Source organism: Streptomyces sp. NPDC015220 (genome assembly GCF_043079345.1).
Classification (GTDB): domain Bacteria; phylum Actinomycetota; class Actinomycetes; order Streptomycetales; family Streptomycetaceae; genus Streptomyces.
The window spans coordinates 589,630-607,510 of sequence record NZ_JBIBUK010000001.1 but is presented as its reverse complement, the minus strand read 5'-3'; the positions used below and the strand labels follow the sequence as shown (position 1 = coordinate 607,510).

Annotated in this window: 13 protein-coding genes; 5 read left to right on the top strand and 8 right to left on the bottom strand. The window is 76.1% G+C overall.

The genetic code is table 11. From position 1 onward, the window contains the following. Nucleotides 1-415 precede the first annotated feature (415 nt). Complete coding sequence (locus ACF061_RS03010) at nucleotides 416-742, top strand: STAS domain-containing protein (RefSeq protein WP_392265016.1); 327 nt, start codon at nucleotides 416-418, stop codon at nucleotides 740-742. After that, the gene (locus ACF061_RS03005) at nucleotides 739-1,671 is read left to right on the top strand and encodes an anti-sigma factor RsbA family regulatory protein (RefSeq protein ID WP_392265015.1); all 933 of its coding nucleotides are present in this window, start codon (nucleotides 739-741) and stop codon (nucleotides 1,669-1,671) included. Before ACF061_RS03010 ends, ACF061_RS03005 begins: the two co-directional genes overlap by 4 nt. Before the next feature lie 83 nt (nucleotides 1,672-1,754). On the opposite strand, the gene ACF061_RS03000 is transcribed toward ACF061_RS03005, so the two are convergent. Next, nucleotides 1,755-2,792 (bottom strand): rod shape-determining protein, encoded by a 1,038-nt coding sequence (locus ACF061_RS03000; protein ID WP_392265014.1) that lies wholly within the window; start codon nucleotides 2,790-2,792, stop codon nucleotides 1,755-1,757. Between the two features lie 608 nt (nucleotides 2,793-3,400). Here ACF061_RS03000 and ACF061_RS02995 point away from each other — a divergent pair. After that, entirely contained in the window at nucleotides 3,401-7,078 is a 3,678-nt protein-coding gene (locus ACF061_RS02995) for a S8 family serine peptidase (RefSeq protein WP_392265013.1), read from the top strand. A 385-nt stretch (nucleotides 7,079-7,463) separates the two neighbouring features. Here the strand turns inward: ACF061_RS02995 and ACF061_RS02990 are convergent, their stop codons facing one another. From ACF061_RS02990 to ACF061_RS02980, 3 genes are all read right to left on the bottom strand, one after another. Beyond that, nucleotides 7,464-8,945 (bottom strand): carboxyl transferase domain-containing protein, encoded by a 1,482-nt coding sequence (locus tag ACF061_RS02990; protein ID WP_392265012.1) that lies wholly within the window; start codon nucleotides 8,943-8,945, stop codon nucleotides 7,464-7,466. Then, the gene (locus ACF061_RS02985) at nucleotides 8,938-10,389 is read right to left on the bottom strand and encodes an acyl-CoA synthetase (RefSeq protein WP_392265011.1); all 1,452 of its coding nucleotides are present in this window, start codon (nucleotides 10,387-10,389) and stop codon (nucleotides 8,938-8,940) included. The genes ACF061_RS02990 and ACF061_RS02985 overlap by 8 nt, the downstream gene beginning before the upstream one ends. 144 nt (nucleotides 10,390-10,533) lie before the next feature. Further along, a complete protein-coding gene (locus ACF061_RS02980; RefSeq protein WP_392265010.1) occupies nucleotides 10,534-11,106 on the bottom strand; it encodes a hypothetical protein in 573 nt (190 codons plus the stop codon). A gap of 433 nt (nucleotides 11,107-11,539) precedes the next feature. On the opposite strand from ACF061_RS02980, the gene ACF061_RS02975 reads away from it, so the two are divergent. Together ACF061_RS02975 and ACF061_RS02970 are read left to right on the top strand one after the other, a co-directional pair. Beyond that, nucleotides 11,540-12,313, top strand: a complete 774-nt coding sequence (locus ACF061_RS02975) for an IclR family transcriptional regulator (RefSeq protein WP_392265009.1) — start codon at nucleotides 11,540-11,542, stop codon at nucleotides 12,311-12,313. Continuing rightward, a complete protein-coding gene (locus tag ACF061_RS02970) occupies nucleotides 12,310-13,170 on the top strand; it encodes an SMP-30/gluconolactonase/LRE family protein (protein ID WP_392265008.1) in 861 nt (286 codons plus the stop codon). The genes ACF061_RS02975 and ACF061_RS02970 overlap by 4 nt, the downstream gene beginning before the upstream one ends. Nucleotides 13,171-13,219: 49 nt before the next feature. On the opposite strand, the gene ACF061_RS02965 is transcribed toward ACF061_RS02970, so the two are convergent. From ACF061_RS02965 to ACF061_RS02950, 4 genes are all read right to left on the bottom strand, one after another. Further along, nucleotides 13,220-14,698, bottom strand: a complete 1,479-nt coding sequence (locus tag ACF061_RS02965) for an FAD-dependent monooxygenase (RefSeq protein WP_392265007.1) — start codon at nucleotides 14,696-14,698, stop codon at nucleotides 13,220-13,222. A gap of 25 nt (nucleotides 14,699-14,723) precedes the next feature. Next, nucleotides 14,724-15,899 (bottom strand): MAB_1171c family putative transporter, encoded by a 1,176-nt coding sequence (locus ACF061_RS02960; RefSeq protein ID WP_392265006.1) that lies wholly within the window; start codon nucleotides 15,897-15,899, stop codon nucleotides 14,724-14,726. A gap of 67 nt (nucleotides 15,900-15,966) precedes the next feature. Then, nucleotides 15,967-17,280: an MAB_1171c family putative transporter gene (locus ACF061_RS02955; protein WP_392265005.1), complete on the bottom strand. Its 1,314-nt coding sequence runs from the start codon at nucleotides 17,278-17,280 to the stop codon at nucleotides 15,967-15,969. After that, entirely contained in the window at nucleotides 17,277-17,798 is a 522-nt protein-coding gene (locus ACF061_RS02950; protein ID WP_392265004.1) for a toxin, read from the bottom strand. The genes ACF061_RS02955 and ACF061_RS02950 overlap by 4 nt, the downstream gene beginning before the upstream one ends. Nucleotides 17,799-17,881 lie beyond the last annotated feature (83 nt).

Genomic DNA, 17,881 nt, shown 5'->3' with positions numbered 1-17,881 from the left:
AGGGTCCGCCGGCTCGCGCCGCGTCGTCGCATCACCCGAGTACGTCCGGTACGAGGGCGATGCCTCGCGACGCACCGCACCGGACGCGACGGGCTTCCCGGCAGACCTTCCCGGTCACAGCACTGGCGACGTCGCGTGTCCCGTCGCCACCGGGATCGCGGCCGACGCGGTCCGCGGGCCGTGCGAAGTCCGCGGGATCCCGGCGCTGCTGGCCTGCGCCTGCCCGCTTCCCGGCGCGGTACACCTGGGGGGTGACGCGGCCGGCGGGCGCGGGCCGGGGCCCGGCGAGGGCCGCGGTTTCCCCCGGTGCGCCGACGGCCGGACCCGGCGCGGCGTACTGTTCTCTTCCGACGGCGCGCAGCGGGGAGGCGGTGTGGACGTCCCGGACGGTGGGGCAGCGACGGAGCGGGCAGGCGTGCCGTCCGGCGCCGCGCCCGAGCTGAGGGTGTGCCCACTGCCCCGGCGGGCCGGGCTGCGGGCGGCGGGCGAGGTGAGCCTGGTCACGCGCGCGCTCTGGGAGCGGGTGCTGGACCGGGCGGTGCGTGAGGGTGAGGACGTGTACTGCCTGGAGCTGTCAGCCGTGACCTTCGTCGACGTCGCCGGGGTCGGCGCGCTCGCGGACGCCGCGCGACGGCTCGGCCCGGGCCGCCGTATCGTGCTGCACCGGCCGCCGTCCGGGGTGCTGCGGATGCTGGAGATGTTCTGGCCGGAACTGCCGGGGATCGAGGTGACGATGTCATGACCGCCGCCGCGGAACCCTTCGTCCATCCCGCCCTGTTCTACCGGGACGAGGACGACTACCTCGCGGGCACCGTGCCCTTCGTGCGCGCCGGGCTGGAGTCCGGCGAGCCGGTCGCGGTGGCCGTCCCCGGCGAGAACCTCCGGCTGATCGAGGCGGAACTGGGCGCGGACGCCGGCGCGGTACGGCTGCTGGACATGCGGGAGGCCGGGCGCAACCCGGGCCGGATCATCCCCGGCGTACTGCGCGCCTTCGCCGACGCCCAGCAGGCCGGCCGCCGGGTGCGGATCGTCGGCGAGCCCGTCTGGTTCGGCCGCACACCGGCCGAGTACCCGGCCTGCGTCCAGCACGAGGCACTGATCAACGCGGCCTTCCGGGGCCGCGAGGTGAGCATCCTGTGCCCGTACGACGCCGCCCGCCTGGACGAGCGGACCCTCCTGGACGCCCGCGCCACCCACCCCCTCGTCATCCCCGCCGGGGCCGTGGCGGCGCGGGACAGCGCCGCCTACGCCCCCGAGCGCGTCCACGCCCGCTACAACGAGCCGCTGCCGACGGTGCCGGGGGCGCTGTCCCTCGGTTTCACGGCGCCGACCCTCTCCCGGGCCCGGCACGTGGCCGTCGCCGAGGGCGCGCGGCTCGGCCTGGCCGGCGCGCGGCTGGAGGACCTGGCCCTGGTGACGGCCGAGCTGACCACCAACAGCGTCGTGCACGGGGGCGGTTCGGGCGAGCTGCGGGTGTGGGCGGAGAACGGGCACGTGCTGTGCGAGGTGCGCGACCGCGGGCGCATGGACGACCCGCTGGCCGGGCGCCGTCCCGCCACCCGTGACCAGCGCGGCGGCCGCGGCCTGCTGATGGTGAACCTGATCGCCGACCTCGTCCGCCTGCACGCCGGCGAGCACGGCACCACGGTCCGCGCCTGGCTCGCCCGCTGACCGACGCGGCCGCGCCGCCCTTCGGACGGTCGCCGGTACGGACGGGTCGGGCGGTGGCGCGAAGTGACGGGCCGCTCGCGGTCTCATGCTCCCAGCGGGTCCAGCACCAGCGGCTCGATCCTGCCCTCCAGCATCTCGCCCAGCCCCTGGACCGCGCACACGTCGGGGCGTTCGGCGATGTGCACCGGGATGCCGGTCGCCTGGCGCACCATCTGGTCCAGGCCCGGGAGCAGGGCGGAACCGCCGACCATGGTGATCCCGCGGTCGGTGAGGTCGGCCACCAGGTCGGGCGGGCACCCCCGCAGCACCTTGCCGATCCCGTCGAGCACCGCGGTCAGCGGCGTCTGGATGGCGTCCCGTACGGCGGCCGTGTCGACCAGGACCGAGCGGGCCAGACCGGTGGCCACGTCCCGTCCGTGGATCTCGGTGGACGCCGGCCCGTGCGCGGTGAGCCCGTTGCCGTGCAGGGCGAGCTGGAGCGGCCGTACGGACTGGCTGGGCAGCATCAGCTCGTGGGCGTGGCGCAGGTGCTGCACGATCGCGTGGTCGACGGCCTCGCCGCCCACGGGAACGCGTTCGGCGGTCACGATGGAGCCCAGGGAGAGGACCGCCACCTGGGTCGCGGCGGCCCCGCACACCATGATCATGGACGCCTCGGCCCGCTCCACGGGCAGTCCGCAGCCCACGGCGGCGGCGATGAGCGTGTCGACCAGTTCCACCCGGCGGGCGCCGAGCCCGACCAGCGTCTCGATGGTGGCCCGCTGGGCCAACGGGTCGGCGTCGTGCGGCGTGCAGGCCGCGGCCCGCAACCGGGCCCTGCGGCGCAGTGACCGGCGCATCGGGTCGCCGATCAGGTGCCGCAGCATGCGCTGGGCCATCTCGATGTCGACGACCGTGCCGCCGGAGACCGGACGGACCACGCGGATGTAGCCGGGGGTGCGGCCGGTCATCCGCTCCGCGAACTCGCCGACCGCTATCAGCGCGCCGGTGCGGGTGTTCACGGCGGCGACCGAGGGCTGGTCGACGACGAGCCCCGCCCCCTTGACGTACACCCGGGTCCGGGCCGCGCCCAGGTCGACGGCGAAGTGGCAGCGGCGCAACTGCTCCAGACTGGCGGTCATGGCAGATCCTCCCGAGAGCGCGGACCGTGACGGCCGCCGGGTGGCGGGCCTTGTTCGCATCCTGTGCGGAGCGGATCGGGGCCGCCCGGTGGAAGGGGCCGGTCGGGGTGCCGCTGAACGGGTGCGTTGTCCCTCGTAACCCGTATATACGCCTAAATATGGCTCGGAAAAAGCCCTGTGTGCCATATAAAGGTCTGTTCGGCCCAAGGCCCGCCCCGTCCGCGCGCTGACGCGCCCCGTCCGCGCGCTGACGCGCCGCGCCGCGCGACGGGCGCGGACGAGGACCCGGCGGGCGGTGACCGGGGGAGCCCGCGGCGGCCTCGCTCCCGCACGCGGCGCGGGCGGGCCGGACGTCACCGCTCACCACGGGCCGGCGGACTCCCGGGCGGGCACGCCCCGTTACGGCGGCCGGCCCGTCCCCACCGGCGAGACGCCCCCCCCTCGGCCGCGCCCTTCGCGACGGCCGCACCGGCCCCCGGCACCACGCCGGACGCATGGCGGGAAACCGCCACGCGCCCTTCCGCCACCTCCCGTCAACTCCCCTGCAACACAAGTCTCCTGACACTCTTCGAAGCACTCGACGTAGCACTCGACGAAGAGAGGCACGGATGAGCAGAGGACCAGGCGGACGGGCGGCGACCCTGCTGTCGGCCGGGCTCGTGATCGCCCTGCTGCCCATGGGGCAGGCCGCCGCGCGACAGGCGCCCGCACCCGCGACCGGGTCCGCCGCCCCCGCCCCGGGAGCCCCGGGCGGCGCCCGCACCGTCACCCTCGTCACCGGCGACAAGGTCACCGTCACGGAGCTCGGCGGCGGCAAGGAGACCGTCACGGTGGACCGGCCCGCCGGCGCCACGGGAGCCGTGCGCACCCAGGCGGCGGGCGGCGACGTCACCGTCGTACCGGACGAGGCGCTGCCGTACCTGCGGGCGGGACGGCTGGACCGGCGGCTGTTCGACGTCAGCGCGCTCCTGCGGCAGGGGTTCGGCGACCGGAGCACCGGCGCGACACCGCTCATCGTGACCTACGGCAAGGGCGCCCGGACGGCGACCCCGCCCGGCACCGAGCGGACCCGGGACCTGGCCAGCGTGCACGGAGCCGCCGTGGACGCGGTCAAGGACCGCACGTTCTGGCGGGAGTTCACCCGGCACGGCGCCGGACAGGGCGTGCGCGGCCTCTCGCCGGACGGCGTCGACAAGGTCTGGCTGGACGCGCGCGTCACCGCCGAGATGGCCCGGAGCAACGAGCAGATCGGGACGTCGAAGGCATGGGAGGCCGGGCTCACCGGCAAGGGCGTCACCGTCGCCGTCCTCGACACCGGCGTCGACGCCTCCCATCCCGACCTCGCCGGCCGGGTCGCGCGGACCAGGAGCTTCGTCGAGGGCGAGGACGTCGCCGACCGCAACGGCCACGGCACCCACGTCACCTCCACCGTCGGCGGCAGCGGCGCCGCCTCCGACGGCCGGGAGAAGGGGGTCGCCCCGGACGCCACGCTCGCCGTCGGCAAGGTGCTCGACGACCAGGGGACCGGCAGCGAGTCCCAGATCATCGCCGGGATGGAGTGGGCCGCGCGGGACGTGCGCGCGCGGATCGTCTCGATGAGCCTCGGCTCCGACGAACCCAGCGACGGCACCGACCCCATGGCACGGGCCGTCGACACCCTCTCCGCTGAGACCGGCGCGCTCTTCGTGGTCGCCGCGGGCAACACCGGCGCCCCGTCCTCCATCGGCTCGCCCGGCGCCGCCGACGCCGCCCTCACCGTCGGCGCGGTCGACTCCGGCGACGAGGCCGCCTACTTCACCAGCACCGGCCCCCGCTTCGGCGACAACGCCCTCAAGCCCGACCTCGCGGCCCCCGGCGTCGACATCCTCGCCGCCCGCTCCCAGCTCACCGAGGGCAGCGGCTACTACACCTCCATGAGCGGCACGTCCATGGCGACGCCGCACGTCGCCGGCGCGGCCGCGCTGCTCGCCCAGCAGCACCCCGACTGGACCGGCGCCCGGATCAAGGACGCGCTGATGTCGACGTCCGAGCGGCTCGACGCCCCCGCCTACGCGCTGGGGGCCGGCCGGGTGAGCGTCCCGGACGCCGTGACCGCCCCGGTCACCGCCACCGGCAGCGCCGATCTCGGCTTCCACCGCTGGCCGTACGGCGCGGACCGGCCGGTCACCCGGACCCTCGCCTACGCCAACTCCACCGACCACGCCGTCGAACTGGACCTCGCCGTCCAGGGCGCCCCCGACGGCGTGGCCACCCTCGCCGACTCCCGCCTCACCGTGCCCGCCCACGGCACCGCCTCCACCACGGTCACCGGCGACGCCACCGGGGCCCCGGTGGGCACGACCAGCGGACAGATCGTCGCCTCGGCGGCCGGCGCCCCGGTCGCGCACACCGCGTTCGGCCTGGTCAAGGAGGACGAGCGGTACACGCTCACCGTCCACGTCAAGGACCGCGCGGGCGCAGCCACGGCCGCCGACCTCACGGTGCAGGAACTCGCCGAGGGGATCGACCCGGTACCCGCCCGCGTCGGCGACTCGGGCACCCTTCGACTGCGGCTGGCACCCGGCACGTACAGCCTCACCTCCTTCCTCGACGTGCGCGGCGGCCACGGCGCCGACTCCCTCGGGCTCGGCTTCCTCGCCGCCCCCGAGATCACCCTCGACCGGGACCGCGAGGTCACCCTGGACGGGCGGCGGCTGCGCGAGATCCGGGCCGACGTCGGCCGGCGCACCGAGACCCGGCAGCTGCTCATGGAGTACGACCGGAAGGGGGGCGGCTCCGACCTGTTCGGCGCCGTGCAGGTGCCGCCCCTGTACGACAGCGTCTTCGCCGCGCCGACCGGGCCGGTCACCCGGGGCGGCTTCGAGTACCGCACGGTGTGGCGGCTCGGCAAGCCGCTCCTGGAGGTCAAGGGGATCGACGAGGCGGTGGCGCAGTCCGGCGGCACCCTGACCGAGGGCCGCAGCAGGCTGCCGCTGGTCGACGTGGGCGCCGGGGAGTTCACCGGCAGGGACGTGCGCGGCAAGGCGGTCCTGGCGAAGCTCACCGACGGCGCCGAACCCACCGCCCTCGCCCAGGCCGCCCAGCGGGCGGGCGCCCGGGCGCTGTTCGTGACGGACGACGTGCCCGGCCGGCTGAGCACCTGGTGGGGCACCGACGACAACGCCGACCGCCCCCTGCAGATAGCGACGGTCGACACGGCGGACGCGGCCCGGCTGCGCGCGGCCGGCCGGGTCGACATGACGGGCACGCGCGACACCCCGTACGTGTACGACCTCTCCCAGGGCCACCCGGGAGCGGTCCCCGACCACGACCTGACCTACCGGCCCGGCCCCCGCCAACTCGCCGAGCTCACGACGGCCTTCCACGCCGCGCGTCCCGCCCAGGGCGGCGAGTACCGGTACTCCGTCACCGACGCCTTCCCGATCGGCATCGGCTTCCAGGAACGGATCGACTACCCGGCCGAGCGGACCGACTACGTCTCCACCGGCCCCGGCCAGCTCTGGCACGAGTCCGTCACGGTCGGCGACGGGACCCTGGAGGAGCGCAGCGGCCTGGTGCGGTACGAGGGCGGCTCGCGTCCGGCGCTGGACTGGTTCGAGCCCGTCTGGCACCCGTGGCTGGGCACCGGCCTGGGCTGGGGCCAGCAACGCGCCGGGAACAGCCTGCGGTTCAACGCCCCCGGCTGGGGCGACTCCGGCCCCGACCACACCGGCTTCGGCGACGTGTGGAGCACCGACAGCGGCATGACGCAGACCACCGAGGTCCGCCTGGACGGCAAGCCGGTGGACCGGCGCTCCGGTTCCGCCGCGTACGTGTGGGACGCGCCCGCCGACGAGCACGCCTACGAACTCGTCACGGACACCTCGCTCGACCCCGGCCGCTGGAAGCTCGCCACCCGGGGGCACGCCGAGTGGACGTTCCGCTCGTCGGCCGCCCCCGACGACCGCTGGAGCACGCTGCCCCTGATCAACCTCGCCTTCGACCTCGACACCGACCTCGCGGGCGACCTCAGGGGCGGCGGCCGGGTCCCGGTCGGCCTGCGCGCCCAGTACGTGGCGGGCGCGCCGGGCACCGGGACCATCGGCGGCGGCAGCCTCCAGGTGTCGTACGACGAGGGCGCCACCTGGCAGGCGGTGCGGCTCACCGCGGGGCACGGGGCCGCCGCCTGGAGCGGCACGCTCACCGTGCCGCGCGGCGCCGCGTCCGTCTCCCTGCGGGCCGCCGCGCGCGACGACCGGGGCGGTTCGGTACGGCAGGAGATCGTGCGGGCCGCGGGTGTCAGGTAGGGCCTTCCCGTTCGGACCACGCCGGACCGGGGAGCGGGGCCGGGGGAATCCCCGCGCCGTTCGGACGGCGCCCTTGCTCCAAGGGCTCGGGGGAGCGGCGTTCGGACCCCGCACGCCCCGCGTGATCCGAACGCCGGGCCCCGGCGCGTACGCGGACGGCGCCGCCTCCCCGGGACGGGGGACACGGCGCCGTCGTGCGTCCGCGTGGACGCACGACCAGCCGGCCGATGGAGTGGGCGAGGCCGCCGAGCACGTCGGCGCCGAGGTGGGTGATCGTGTCGCGGTGGGCAGGCGGGACACGCGCCCGACCGCCTCGGCGGCCGGTGACGTGCGCACCGTGGGCGTGAGTCCTCGCCGTCCGACCAAGTGATCACATGGGCGGCGATCACCTGTACCAGTGGGAACCCGATCCCGTGTCCGGGGCGTCCGCCGCGGGCACGACCCCTCGGACCACGCCGAGTTCGACCAGGTCCTGGGGGCGGATGCGGAGCTGGTCGGCGGTGGCCGGCGCCTGGTCCGCCGGCCGCTTGAGGATCGCGGCGGCCGACTCCGGGGCGATGACCGAGAAGTAACTGTCCGGCGTGGCCCAAGTCCTGCCGGGCGCCGCCAGCGCGAGGGCGCCGCCCGAGCCACCCTCGCCGATCAGCAGTGTGGTGACCGGCGTCCGGGCCGCCGCCACCGTGCCGAACAGGTCGGCGATCGCGGCTCCGACGCCCTGCCGCTCCGCCTCGGCGTCGTTCGCGGCGCCCGGGGTGTCCACCAGCGTCAGCACCGGGACGCCCAGCCGGTCGGCGAGCCGGATCAGCCGGGCGGCGGTGCGGTACCCGGCGGGCAGGGTCGCGGTGCCGGTCTGGGCGGCGTAGGCGACGGTGCGAGGTGCGCCGTCGATCCCGTCGGTCTCCCCGAACCCGCACAGCATCCCGTCGTCCACGCCCCCGCAGCGGTCGCCGCGCAGCGCAGCGCGCCGGGTGAAACAGGCGTCCAGGTACCGCTCGGCGCGCGGCCGCCCGGGCAGGCGGGCCCGCCGTACGGCCTCCCAGCCGGTCGCGGGCAGACGGGCGTCCGGGGCCGCTGCCGCCGTGGCCGGCCCGGAGACGGCCGGTACGGAGTCGGCCGGTGGGGGTGTGACCGGGCCGGAGGCGGACGGGCCGGTCGCGGGCAGCGCCCGGGGCGGGGGTACCGCGGCCGACGACGGCCTCGTCAGCAGCCGCAGCCACAGTCCCAGAGTCTCCCGCAGCTCCTCCGGGCGTACGACCGCGTCGACCGCGCCCGCCGCCACCTGGGCCTGTGCGGTGTACGCGGCCGGGTCGGCGTCCGGCGGCCGGACCCGGGAGCCGGCGAAACCGACCTGTGCCCCGGGCAGCGCCAGGACCACGTCGGCGCCCGCGCCGAGGGTGGCCCAGCCGCCGCCCGTCGTCGGATCGCGCAGCACCGCGATCTGCGGCAGGCCCGCCGCCCGGGTGAGCGCGATCTGCCGCGCCACGCGCTGGAGTTGGGTCAGCGCGAGCATGCCCTCCTGCATCCGGCTGCCGCCGGTGGCGACCAGCGGGACCACCGGAAGGCGGTGCTCGCGGGCGTGGCGGTACGCCGACTCCAGGCGGTCGCCGGTGCGCCGGCCCAGCGAACCGCCGAGGAAGCCGAACTCGAAGGAGATCAGCACGGCCCGGACCCCGGCCACGCGAGCGGTGCCGCACACCACGGACTCCCGCTCGCCGGTGCGCTCGGCGGCACGGGCCCGCGCGGCGTCGTAGCCCCGCCAGCCGAGCGGCCCGTCGGTGGCCTCCGGTTCCGGCGCCGCGTCGGCCAGTTCCCGGAAGTCGTCGGTGACCAGGGCGACGGCCTGCCGGGCGGTGAGCCGCTCAGTCATGCGGCAGCGCCCGCTTCATGATCTTCCCCATGTCGTTGCGGGGGAGCGAGTCGAGCAGCCGCACGACCCGGGGCCGCTTGTGCGGGGCGAGCCGCCGGGCCACATGGTCGGCCAGCTCGGCCGCACCGGGAGGGGACTGCGGATCGGCCGGGACGATCCAGGCGACGATCCGCTCCCCGAGGTCGGCGTCCGGCTCCCCGGTGACGGCGGCCTCCCGCACCCCCGGGTGTTCGAGCAGCGCGTTCTCGATCTCGCCCGCGCCGATCTTGTAACCGCCGCTCTTGATCAGGTCGGTGGCCTTGCGGCCGACGATCCGGACGTAACCGTCGCGGTCGCGCACCGCCATGTCCCCGGTGCGGAAGAAGCCGTCGGCGGTGAAGGCTGCGGCCGTCGCGTCGGGGCGGTTCAGGTACTCGGTGAACAGGTTCGGCCCGCGCACCTGGATCTCGCCGACCGTCTCCCCGTCGTACCGGGTGATCGGTGTGCCGTCCTCCTCCACCAGCCTCAGCTCCACACCCGGCAGCGGAACCCCGACCGTGCCCGCGCGCGCCTCGCCGTCGGCCCGCACACTGGTGTTCATCAGCGTCTCGGTCATGCCGTACCGCTCGACCACCCGGCGCCCGGTGGCGGCCGCGATCCGCTCGTGGTCGTGCACGGGCAGCGCGGCCGACCCGGAGACCAGCAGCCGCGCACCGGCGAGCGCCTTGGCCAGCTCCGGGTCGCCGGGCAGCGCCTCCGCGATCCGGTGGTACATGGTGGGCACCCCGAACAGCATGGTCGCGCCGCCGTTCAGTTCGGCCGCCACGCCTTCGGTGGTGAACCGCCCGAGATGCCGTACGCTCCCGCCGCGCCGCAGCGGGCCGAGGACACCGAGCACCAGCCCGTGCACATGGAACAGCGGCAGCCCGTGCGTCAGCACGTCCTCGCCGGTCCACTGCCAGGCATCGGCGAGCGCGTCCAGGGTGACGGCGACGGCCCGGCGCGGAATGACGGCGCCCTTGGGAGGACCGGTGGTCCCGGAGGTGTAGACGACCAGCGCCGGATCGCCGTCGCCGGAGCGTTCCACCGGGCCGGGAACGGGGCCGGCGCCGCGCACGTCGACGTCGATCCGCTCCAACCCGGCCAGCGCGGGCGGCAGTTCGTCACCGGGGGCGGCGAGCACCACCGACGGCGCGCTGTCGGCGAGGATGTGCGCGAGCTCCTTCTCCCCCGACCTCGGGTTGAGCGGCACGGCGGCGACCCCGGCGAGCAGCACGCCCACGACCCCGACGGCCGTCTCCAGCTCCGGCGTCGCCCACACGGCGACCCGGGCCCTGCCGCGCACCCGCGCGCCCACGGCCCCGGCCGCCGCCGCGAGCTCCGCATACGTCAACGACCGGGCGCCGAACCGCAGCGCGGGACGCGCACCCGGTTCACCCGTCAGGGCCGGAAAGAGGGAGGACACGCGGCGACTCCTTGTGACTCGTGTGCCGACTGAGGACTTGAGCGACTGGGGGTACTGGGTTACTGGGGGACGACACCCCGTTCCTACCCCACGGCCGGCCATGTCCGCCGCCGGCCGCGGCCTCAAGCCGGTCACGTTCCGCCGTCACTCGCCGGTCCGCGTGCGCTGGAGCAGGCCCCAGGTGAACTCCGCGACGACCGGACGCCGTACGCCCCGGGTGTCGGGAGCCTCGAAGGCCAGCCCCCAACGCGTGGGCGCGGTGCCCTCCAGGGGCCGGGCCGGCGCGAAGGCGCGGGCCGCCTCGTCCACCGTGCAGGACCAGGGGGTGAGGTCCTCGACGGTGCGCAGGTCCGGCACCGGGGCGCCCGGGGCGCGGACCAGCCACTCGTTCCAGACCTGGCCGTTCGGCCCGGCCAGCACCTCGAAGCGCAGACCGGGCCAGAGGGGGAGCGCCCACTGCCGGGCCTCGCAGTCCAGGTCGCCGACGCGGTGGGCGGTCGCGGACTCGGGCGCGCCGAGGACGGAGCGGTAGCGAGCGGCGGCCGATCGGGCCCACGGCGAGCGGACCATCGCCTGCCAGCGCTTGTTGGCCTCCCGCATGTCCGTGAGCGAGGCGCCCAGCTCACGGCGGGCGTCGGCCACCAGATCCGGATTGTGGTCGGCCATGCGGCGCAGCAGCACCAACTGGAAGTCGAACGGAGTGAAGGGCGCGGGCATGGCACCATCGTCGCTCACCCGCCCGCCTCGCCCGCTCACCCGCCCGCCTCGCCCGCTCACCCGCCCGCCTCGCCCGCTCACCCGCCCGCCTCGCCCGCTCACCCGCCCGCCTCGCCCGCTCACGCCCGCCTCGCCCGCTCGCCATCGCCCGGGAGCACGCACCGCACGACCCGCGCCTGCGGACCCGCCCCGCCGCCACCCGTCGCCCGGGCCGGGCATCCGGCACGCCCCGTCGCCGGTCCCGTCCTCCGTGCCGTGCCGTGCCGTGCCGTGCCCTGCCCTGCCCTGCCCTGCCGTGTCGTGCCACGCCCGTCGCCCGCGCATCCCGTACGACCCATTGCCCGCGCGTCGCACCCGTGACTAGCCTGTGTTCGTCATGCCGATCGCCTGTTGAGATTTCGAACAAGGCCAAGTTCAAGGGAGGGGGCCGGTCGTGGGACGCCTCGTACCCGCCGTGACCCGGGCTCTCGACATACTCGAGCTCTTCCTCGACGGGGACGGGACGCTCTCCGCCCCCGACATCGTGCGCAGGCTGCAACTGCCGCGCACCACGGTGCACGAGCTGGTCACGACGCTCGCCGCCCGCAAGTACATCGTCCAGGTGGCCGGCCAGCCCGGCCGCTACCGCCTCGGTGTGCGCCCCTACCAGCTCGGCAGCCGCTACGCCGAGCAGCTCGACCTCGCCGCCGAGGGCCAGCAGGTCGCCCGGACCGTCGCCGAGACCTGCGACGAGACCGTGCACGTGGCGATCCTGGAGGACACCGACGTCATCTACATCGCCAAGGTCGACTCCACGCACGCGGTGCGCATGGTGTCCGCGGCCGGCCGCCGCCTCCCGGCCCACTGCACCTCGGTCGGCAAGATGCTGCTCGCCTCCCTCCCCGAGCAGGAGCTCGCCGCCCGCGTCCCGGACGACGCCGAACTGCCGGCGATGACCCCCAACAGCATCACCGACCCCGCCGCCCTGCGCGAGGCGCTCACCGGCATCCGGCAACGGGGCATGGCCGTGGAGAGCCGCGAGTCCAACCCGGACGTCAGCTGCGTGGCCGCCCCGGTGCGCGACCGCACCGGACAGGTCGTCGCGGCGCTGTCCATCTCCGTGCCCATGATCCGCTGGAGCGAGGAGCGCCGTACCGAGCTGGAGCGGCTCGCCGCGAAGGGCGCCGCCGACCTCTCGGAGCGCCTCGGCCACCGGAGCGTGGCATGACGACGACGTACGGACCCGAGTTCGAGGTCGCGGTCCGCGCACAGGCCGAGCTGGGCGAGGGCCCGACGTGGGACCCGGCGGCCGGGCGGCTGATCTGGATCGACATCCTCTCCTCCCGGGTGCACACCTACGACCCGGCGACGGGCCACCGCACGGTGCGCGCCACCGGACAGCACGTGGGCGCGGCCAAGCCGCGCGCCGGCGGCGGGCTGGTGCTGAACCTGCGGGACGGCGTGGGCCTGCTGGACCCCGACGGCGCCTTCCGCTGGCTGCACCACGACCCGGTGCCCGGCCGCCGCGGCAACGACGCCGCCGTGGCGCCCGACGGCTCGCTCTGGGCCGGCACCATGCGCTACGACGAGGCCCTGGGCGGCGGCACGCTCTCCCGCCTCACCGGGGACGGCACGGCGGAGACGGTGCTCACCGGGGTGACGGTGAGCAACGGCACCGGCTGGAGCCCCGACGGCCGCCTCATGTACTACGTCGACACGCCCACCCGCCGGATCGACGTCTTCGACTTCGACGGCGAACGGGCCACCGGCAGGCGGGCACTGGCACAGGTGGAGGAGGGAGCCGGATACCCCGACGGCCTCACGGTCGACGCCGAGGGCTGCGTCTGGGTCGCCCTGTGGGACGGCGGCGCGGTCCGCCGCTACACCCCCCAGGGAGAGCTGGACCGCGTCGTCCGCCTCCCCGTCCCCCGGGCCACGGCCTGCGCCTTCGGCGGCCCCGCCCTGACCGACCTGTACATCACCACGGCCCGCACCGGCCTGACCGCACCCCACCCCCTGGCCGGCTCGGTGCTGGTGGTGCCGAACGCGGGCGAGGGCCTGCCCCAGCCGTCCTTCGCGGGCTGACCGGCCCCGGCCCCCTCCGGGCCCCGCTCCCGGCCCCCGCCCTGCGCCCTCAGCCCCCGACCCTCAGCGCCGGGTCCCCGGCCCCGGCCCCGGTCCGGTCCAGGTCGTCGAGGACCGCGCGCTCCGCCGCGGTCAGCGGCGGCCCGGACAACGGGGGCAGCAGGGCGCCGCAGGCCACGTCCAGCAGGGTGCCGGGGCGCAGGAGGCGTTCGGGACCGGTGTTCATGCTGGTCACGTCCCACAGGGCCGCGGCCGCGCGGTAGGAGCCGGTGGCCGCCCTGGTCAGACGGCGGCTGAAGGCCGTCACGAGGCGGTCCGCCGGGCCGGGGCGCGCCCCGCGGGTGCCCGGGTACCAGACGTCCTGGCCGACCGCCGCGGCCCAGGCCGCGTCGACCGACCGGGCGGCTCCGCGCTGCACCCGGCGGGCCAGCCCGGGCGCGGCCGGACCGGTGCGCCGCAGCTCCTCGCCGAGCAGCCGCGCCCCCAGCGCGGCCACCGACATGCCCTGCCCGTAGGCCGGGTTGAAGGTGGCCACGGCGTCGCCCAGCGCGACGAAGCCCTCCGGCCAGCGCCCGGCCTTCTCCAGGTAGCGCCGCACATTGCTGGTGCTGCGGCTGATGTGCACCCCGGTCAGGGGTTCGGCGCCGGAGATCAGCCGGCCCACCACGGGACTCGGCAGGGCGAGCGCGTACGCCAGGAACCCGGCCGGGTCCGCGGGGGGCTCGCCGCCCCGGGTGCCGGCGAGGCTGACCATCCACCGGCCGCCCTCTATCGGCATGACCATGCCGCTGCGGCCAGGGGCGGACCCGTACGGATCGGCCTGCACGACCGTCAGCGGGAACCGCTCCGTGCCCGCGGGCGTGCGGTACACACGGGTGGCGTTGACCAGGCCGGAGTCGACGGTCCGAGTCCGCACGCCGGTGATCCCGAGCTCCTCCAGCCAGACGTCGATCCGCGACCCCCGGCCGCTCGCGTCGACCACGAGGTCCGCGGCCAGCTCCGTCTCCTCGCCGTCCGGCGCCGCCGCCCGGACCCCGCGCACCCGCTCCCCGTCGCCCAGCAGCCCCAGGGCCCGCGCCCTGCGGACCTCGACCCCGGTGCGCGCGAGGACGGCGTCGCGCACCGTCCAGTCCAGCAGCGCCCGGGTACAGCTCAGCATGCTCGGCCCGTCGTGCCGCCAGCGGCGGAACCAGCCCTCGGGGCTGAGGGCCAGCATGCCCGAGCCGAGGGACACCTCACGGGCGCCCGCGGCCAGCAGCCGCTCCCGCAGGCCCGCCCCCGGCACGACCTCCTCCATGGCGGCCAGCCCGCCGGCCATGAGGAGATGGGCGTGGCGGCCCTGCGGCAGCCCCTTGCGGTGCTCCGGCCCGTCGGGCAGCTCGTCGCGGTCGAGTACGACCACCTCGTCCACGGCGGTGGACAGCGCCGCCGCGGCCAGCAGGCCGGCCAGGCCGGCGCCGACGACGACGGCCCGGCGCGCCCCGAGCGCTCTCGGGGCGCCGGGGTCGCTGGATGCTCTACGGGACATGGGGCTCCTCGGAGTCGGCCATGGCTCAGCCATGGAAGGTCCTCACCGTTCCTCGACGTACGGCGGTCTCGGCGGGCCTGCGGACCAGCGCCACCGCCAGTTCCACCAGGCCGCTGGTCCCGGACACCTCCGTGGCGTGGAGGCGGTACCCGCTCGGCGCGCGCAGCGGCTCCTCGCGGGCGGCGGCGCGGCGCGCGGCGTCGGCGAGCATCACCGCCTCCGCCGCGATCCGCGCCTCGTGCGCGGTCCGGCCCGCGCTCCGGGCGGCGGCCAGGGCCCGCTCGCGGACCCGGTCGTCGAAGTACGGGGCGAGGCCCAGCAGGGCGTCGTGGATGGACACCTCGCGCCAGTGCAGGCGCTCCCGCGGCGACTGCCACCAGGAGCTGGGCGGTTTGGGCGCGGTGGACACGAACCGCACCCGCGACCACAGCGGCCCCAGCCTGCGGTAGTCCCGCAGGCTGCGCACGTGCGCGAGCGTCACGGGCAGCAGCCTGGGCAGCACGAAGCCCGCCGAGCACAGCAGCGCGCCGAGCGAGGCCATCGGCGGGGCGACCTTCGTGGACAGCACGTCCAGGTCGTGCCCGCACCAACGCGCCGCCACGGCCGTGTACTTGGTCACCTGGAACCCGGCCACGTCCAGCACCGACCCGGCGAGGATCAGCCGCAGCCCGGCCCGCAGCAGCCCGGTGACCTCCCGGCTCCACTTCACGCACAGCACGCACATCGCCAACGTCGCCGCGCTGTGCCCGATCAGGTAGAGCAGGATCATCTCGCGCAGGTACGGCGTGTCGGCGTAGTACGTGTCGAGGTCGGTCAGGCGCTCGGTGCGGGCGTCGCCGAGCGCGAACAGCACGACGACGGCGGCGATCAGCGGCACGTACGCGGCGAGGGCGCGCAGCACCATCCGCCGGACCCGCTCGCGGGGGCCGCCGCGCCAGTGGATCAGCAGGACCAGCAGCGAGCAGCTGTACGCGGAGAGCATGCCGTACGTCAGCGGGGCGCCGAAGTTGGGAATGCCGGTGAGCTCGTTGACGGCGGACAGGGTCAGGGGCGCCGAGCAGACGAACACCAGCGACCCGAGGACGATCGCCACGCACGTGGACACGGTCAGCGGATCCCGCACCGCCGTGCGCGGCCGCCGGAACAGCACGACGGCCGACAGCCCGAACAGACCGGCCGCCAGATACACGACCACACTCACCCCCGGCACCCCCGCCCGGCCCGGCGGACGGCGCGCCGGGACCGCGCCGCCGGCGCGGACGACCCGCTCACACCGCCCCCGACGACGACGTACCGCCCCCGACCGCCCGCGACGGTGCCGCGCCACCGCCCACCGGTTCCGACGCCGGCGCACCGCCCGGGAGGGCCCCGGCCGGCGACATCCCCCCGAAGGCGCCCGGCAGGACCGACGGACCGCCCCCGGCCGCACCCGCGGCCAGCGCGTCGGCGATCCGGACCAGTACCGCGGGACCGGGCACCCGGGCCTCCAGCCGCCCGCACGCAGCGGCCCCCGCCGGGCGCGCGGCGCCCACCGCCGGCGCGGGTTCCGCCAGGCCGGGCACGGTCTGCTCCCGGACCGCCGCCCGGATGACCGCCGCCCACGCCGTGGCCTCCGCCCGCTCCTTGTCACCCGTGGCGTCCAGGGCCGTCGCGTGGACCCGCTCGTACAGGGCGTGGTCGAAGGACGCGTCGAGATAGCCGAGGGCGTTGTGGATGCTGGTGCGACGCCACATCAGCCGGGTGGCGGGCGAGGCCCAGCGCGGGCGGGGCAGCCGCAGGGCACGGCGGGTGAGGACGCCGTCCAGCTCGCGCTCCAGCGGCTCCAGACGCGCGTACGTCCGCCAGGCGCGCCGGCACTCCGTCAGCCGGGGCCCGGCCAGCGGCACCAGGATGCCGACCGCGGTCAGCAGGGCGCCCGCCCCGGCGGCGGCCGGCGAGACGGACGTGCTGAGCGCCGACCAGTCCCGCCCGCACCAGCGGGCGACCACGGCCACCAGCTTGGACACGCTGTACCCGGCGTTGCACAGCGACCCGATCCCCAGCAGCACCAGCCCCGCCCGCAGCCAGCCGGCCACCTCGCGGGCCCAGCGCAGCGACGACACCGTGGTCACGCTGACGGCGGTGAGGTGCCCGACCAGGTACAGCACGATCATCTCCGAGATGAACGGCGTCGTCGCGTAGTAGGTGTCGAGGTCGGTACGCCGCTCCACCGGCGCCCGGCCGAGCGCGAACATGACCGCGATGCCCACGAGCACGAACGCGTACGCCACCACCCAGCAGCGCACCACGCGACGCACCCGCTCACCGCCCCGCCAGTGCACGATGAGCACCTGGGAGGCCGCGCTGTAGGCGGTGATCGACGCGTAGGTCAGCGGGGCGGCGAGGTTCGGCACGCCGCTGAGCCGGTTGACGGCGCCGACCGTCGGCGCGGCCCCGAGGAGGAAGCAGACGCCGGCCAGGCCCAGCACCACGCAGATCGCCCGCAGATAGGGGTCGCGCCGGTGGCGGACGAGGTCCGGCGTCTTCACCGCCAGGCCCAGCCACAGCGCGCCGCAACTGACGTAGTTGATCAGGCCGGTCATCGTCTCCGTGTCCCGCGGTAGTTGAGCGCCGCGCCGATGCGTCCGGCGAGGTCCTCGCCACCCGCCACCCGGTCCGCGGCGGGCGGCTCCGGGGCCGCCGGGGACTCCTCCAGCCAGCCGCGCAGCCGACCGCCCATCAGCATGCCGAACCGGTCCGCCTCCTGCTCGTCGGCCAGGCTGAAGTCGGTGCGCGCCGCGACGGGCCGGGGCGCGCCGGCGGAGCCCGCCTCGTCCGCCGCGGCGTCCGCGTCCCGCCGGTTCATGTGCCACACCTCGTGACAGAAGATCACGATCTGGTGCCACACCGCGGCCCGCTGGTCGACGACGACCACGTCCTGCGTCTCGGCCTCCAGCCACAACCCGCTCGCGGTGTGCGGCGGGAAGACCTCGCGGCGCACCACCACCCGCCGCCCGCGCCAGGCGCTGACCGACTCGACGAGGGCCGCGAACAGCGTCTCGGGGTCCGCGGGGACCGGCACCCGGATGGAGTCGATGAGAGCGTCGGCGAGCCGCCGCATCTCCCGCTTCCTACGCACCCGCACCACACGCCCCCGTGGATCGTTCCGAACCGCCCCCATCATCCCCGTGCCCGGGACCCCCG